The sequence below is a fragment of the Streptomyces durbertensis genome, from assembly GCF_014156695.1.
Lineage (GTDB): Bacteria > Actinomycetota > Actinomycetes > Streptomycetales > Streptomycetaceae > Streptomyces > Streptomyces durbertensis.
This window is the reverse complement of record NZ_WMLF01000470.1, coordinates 1-4065: the sequence shown is the minus strand read 5'-3', so window position 1 is coordinate 4065 and position 4065 is coordinate 1. Positions and strand designations below refer to the sequence as shown.

3 protein-coding genes are annotated in these 4065 nt (G+C 73.2%); 2 read left to right on the top strand and 1 reads right to left on the bottom strand.

Features of this window, described 5'->3' with window-relative positions; genetic code table 11:
- The first annotated feature begins 3 nt into the window (after positions 1–3).
- A complete protein-coding gene (locus tag GL263_RS22820) occupies positions 4–1209 on the top strand; it encodes a cytochrome P450 (RefSeq protein ID WP_182857632.1) in 1206 nt (401 codons plus the stop codon).
- 125 nt (positions 1210–1334) lie between these two features.
- On the opposite strand, the gene GL263_RS22815 is transcribed toward GL263_RS22820, so the two are convergent.
- On the bottom strand, positions 1335–2621 hold the full coding sequence (locus tag GL263_RS22815) for an adenylosuccinate synthase (protein ID WP_182857631.1): 1287 nt from the start codon (positions 2619–2621) through the stop codon (positions 1335–1337).
- A gap of 168 nt (positions 2622–2789) precedes the next feature.
- Here GL263_RS22815 and GL263_RS28585 point away from each other — a divergent pair, with 168 nt between their 5' ends.
- Positions 2790–3998, top strand: coding sequence for a hypothetical protein (locus GL263_RS28585; RefSeq protein ID WP_323379527.1), 1209 nt, complete (start codon positions 2790–2792; stop codon positions 3996–3998).
- The last annotated feature ends 67 nt before the right edge of the window (positions 3999–4065 follow it).

Below are 4065 nucleotides of genomic sequence, written 5' to 3'. Positions count from 1 at the left end.
GGTGTGAGGGGATTCGACCCGTGGTCGCCGGCGTTCGTGGCCGATCCGTATCCGGTCTACGAGGAGCTGCGGCGGTCCGGGCGGGCGCACTGGTACGAGACGTCGCGCCAGTGGCTGGTGCCGGGCTATGACGACGTGCGGGAGCTGCTGAGGGACCGGCGGCTGGGGCGGGGCTATCTGCACCGGTTCTCGCACGAGGAGTTCGGGCGGAGTGCGCCGCCGGCCGAGGAGGAGCCGTTCCACACGCTGAACGGGCACGGGCTGCTGGATCTGGAGCCGCCGGACCACACGCGGATCAGGCGCCTGGTGTCCCGGGCGTTCACCCCGCGCACGGTGGAGCGGTTGGCGCCGACGGTGGCGCGTATGGCGGACGAGCTGGTGGACCGGCTTGTCGAGGAAGGAGGAGGGGATCTGCTGACGGCGGTCGCCGAACCGCTGCCGGTGGCGGTGATCGCGGAGATGCTGGGCGTGCCGGAGGCGGACCGGCCGCTGCTGCGGCCGTGGTCGGCGGACATCTGCGGCATGTTCGAGCTGAACCCGGACCGGGAGACGGCGGCCCGAGCGGTGCGGGCGGCCGAGGAGTTCTCGGCGTACCTGCGGGAGCTGGTGGCGCTGCGGCGGCGGCAGCCGGGTGAGGACCTGGTCAGCGCGCTGATCTCGGTCCACGACGACGACGGGGCCCGCCTCAGCGAGCAGGAGATGGTGTCCACGTGCGCGCTGCTGCTCAACGCGGGTCACGAGGCCACGGTGAACTCCACGGTCAACGGCTGGTGGACGCTGTTCCGCCATCCGGCGGAGCTGGCGCGGCTGCGGGCGGAACCGGAGCTGCTGCCGAGCGCGGTGGAGGAGCTGCTGCGGTACGACACGCCGCTGCAGATGTTCGAGCGATGGGTGCTGGAGGAGGTGACGATCGGCGACACGGTACTGCCGCGAGGCGCTGAGGTGGCGCTGCTCTTCGGTTCGGCGAACCGGGACCCGGCGCGCTTCGCCGAACCGGACCGGTTGGATCTGGGCCGGGCGGACAACCCGCACATCTCGTTCGGGGCGGGCATCCACTACTGCCTGGGCGCGCCGCTGGCGCGGGTCGAGCTGGCCGCGTCGTTCCGGGCGCTGCTGGAGAAGGCCCCGGGGATGCGGCTGGTCGGTGAGCCGCAGTGGCGGCCGGGGTACGTGATCCGGGGGCTGCGGGAGCTGCTGGTGGAGGTGTAGGGCCGGCGGCGGTGTGAGGAGGCGGGGCGCGGCGCGTGGCGGGGGGTGTGCGCCAGTGCGTACGCCTGCGCGCGCCGGTGACCGCTGCTCTCGCGCGCCCCGGTGCCCGCTGCCGGTGGCTGTGATCAGTCCAGGAAGGAGTTGATCTGGATCGTCTCGTCGCGGCCGGGGCCGACGCCGATGGCGGAGATCGGCGCGCCGGACATCTCCTCCAGCGCCTTCACGTAGCCCTGGGCGTTCTTCGGCAGGTCGGCGAAGGTCTTCGCCTTGGTGATGTCCTCCGACCAGCCCGGCAGGAACTCGTAGATCGGCTTCGCGTGGTGGAAGTCGGTCTGGCTGTAGGGCAGTTCCTCGACGCGCTTGCCGTCGATCTCGTACGCCACGCAGACCGGGATGCGCTCCCAGCCGGTGAGCACGTCGAGCTTGGTGAGGAAGAAGTCGGTGAGGCCGTTGACCCTGGTGGCGTAGCGGGCGATGACCGCGTCGAACCAGCCGCAGCGGCGGTCGCGGCCGGTGGTGACGCCCTTCTCGCCGCCGATGGTGCGCAGCGCCTCGCCGTCGGCGTCGAACAGCTCGGTCGGGAAGGGGCCGGCGCCGACGCGCGTGGTGTACGCCTTGAGGATGCCGATGACCCGGTTGATGCGGGTCGGGCCGACGCCCGCGCCGGTGCAGGCGCCGCCGGCGGTCGGGTTGGAGGAGGTGACAAAGGGGTACGTGCCGTGGTCGACGTCCAGGAGGGTGCCCTGGCCGCCCTCGAAGAGCACGACCTTGCCGTCGTCCAGCGCGTTGTTCAGGACGAGGGTGGTGTCGCAGACGTAGTCGCGGAGCTGGTCGGCGTAGCCGAGCAGGTTCTCCACCACCTGCTCCGGCTTGATCGAGCGCCGGTTGTAGAGCTTGGCGAGCACCTGGTTCTTGAAGTCGAGGGACGCCTCGACCTTCTGGAGCAGGATCGACTCGTCGAAGAGGTCCTGCACCCGGATGCCGACCCGGTTGATCTTGTCGGCGTAGGTGGGGCCGATGCCGCGACCGGTCGTGCCGATCTTGCGCTTGCCCAGGAAGCGCTCGGTGACCTTGTCGACCTCGGTGTGGTACGGGGTGATCAGGTGAGCGTTGCCGCTGATCAGCAGCTTGGAGGTGTCGACGCCGCGCTCGTTGAGACCGGCGAGCTCGGAGAGCAGGACGGACGGGTCGACGACAACGCCGTTGCCGATGACAGGGGTGCAGGTGGGGGAGAGGATGCCGGAGGGCAGCAGGTGCAGGGCGTACTTCTGGTCGCCGACGACCACCGTGTGGCCGGCGTTGTTACCGCCCTGGAAGCGGACGACGTAGTCGACGGAACCGCCGAGCAGGTCGGTGGCCTTTCCCTTGCCTTCGTCACCCCACTGAGCGCCGAGCAGCACGAGTGCGGGCACAGGCGTACACCCCTTCCCTTCGGGGCATGTCCCACGTGCGGAAGTGGCGGGTTTCGGTGACCGCCACCTGGAGAGCCGTTTGGACCGGTGCCCCGGATAGACGAAGCCCCTGACGCAACAGCGGCGCAGGGGCTCTTGCACCGAGAGGTTACCTGAGGAAGGACGAAGGTGTCGGCTCCAGACCTGCTCGTGGTCATCGACCCGGTCGCCCGGCAGAACGACGGCGAGTCCGTGCGTATCGCGCGGGACGTGTTGTGCGCCGGTGCGCCCGGCGCGAAGGTGTGCCTGCCGTCCGGGCTTGAGGAACTGTGCCGGGCGCTTGCCCGGCGTGGCCACCGGCAGCCCGTGGTGATCGGTGACGACAGGGCGCTGACCAGCGCGCTTCAGCAGTTGCACCGCGAGCAGTGCGGCGGGCCGCCGCCGGCCGGGGGCGGGTCGGCGTCCGGCGTCCCGTCGCAGCCGGGCCGGGTCGGTCCGGGAGCGGCGTCGGGGTTCGGTCCGGGGCCCGGCTTCGGTCCGGGGCGCGGTGCTGGCCCCGGGCCCGGTTTCGGGCCGGTGGCGGATCTGCGTGCGGCGGAGCACATCGGCTCGGCGGAGCACTTCGGTCCGGGTGCCGGGTTCGGGCCGGTGCCTCGGCCGGGTCTGGACGCGGAGGACGCGGCCGAGTGGGCGCGTGCGGCGGGGGCGTCGCCCGAGGCGGGGGACGTGGCCGGCTGGGCGTCCGGGTGCGGACCTCAGGCCGGGGCAGGTGCCGGCCTGGCCGGTGGTGGCCGGATGGGCGGTGGCCGGTCGGGTGAGGGCCCGGAGAGGGCCCCGGCGGTGCTGGCGTTTGTGCCGGTGGGGCCGCCGCCGGAGCTGGAGCTGGCCCGCTGCCTGGGGCTGCCGACGGACGTGGTCAGCGCCTCCCGGGCGGTGCTCGGCGGTACCGAGCGCCCGGTGGGGCTGCTGGTGGACGACAGCGACGCGGTGCTGGTGGGCGGGGTGCGCATCCCGGCCGCGCGACACGAGCCGGGTGGCGCGCAGCCGCCCGGCGTGCGCGGCTCGCTGAGCAGGTGCGCCGACCTGGTCCGCCCCGCGCGCTGGCGTGCGGGTGGCGCCCACGCGCCGTCAACGCGGCTGCGGGTGGAGGCGGACGGCGTGCTGCTGGTGGACGTCGAGCAGCCGGTGGCGGAGGTGTCCGTGTCGGCGCCGGCGGACTGCGTGGCGACGGGGCTGGCGGAGGTGGTGGTCCGGCAGGCCGGCCGGGACCGCTCGGCGTCCGGCGGTCAGCTGCTGCGGGTCCGGGCCCGCACGGTGACGGTCTCCGGCCCGGAGCTGGGCACCCGCACCTGGCACGTCGCCCGCTCCTCGCTGCGCCTCACCGTCCCCCGGGGCTGACGGCTCCCCGCCGGCTCACGCCGACCCGGCTCACGCCGACCCGCCCCGCGCCGGGGCGGGGGCGGAG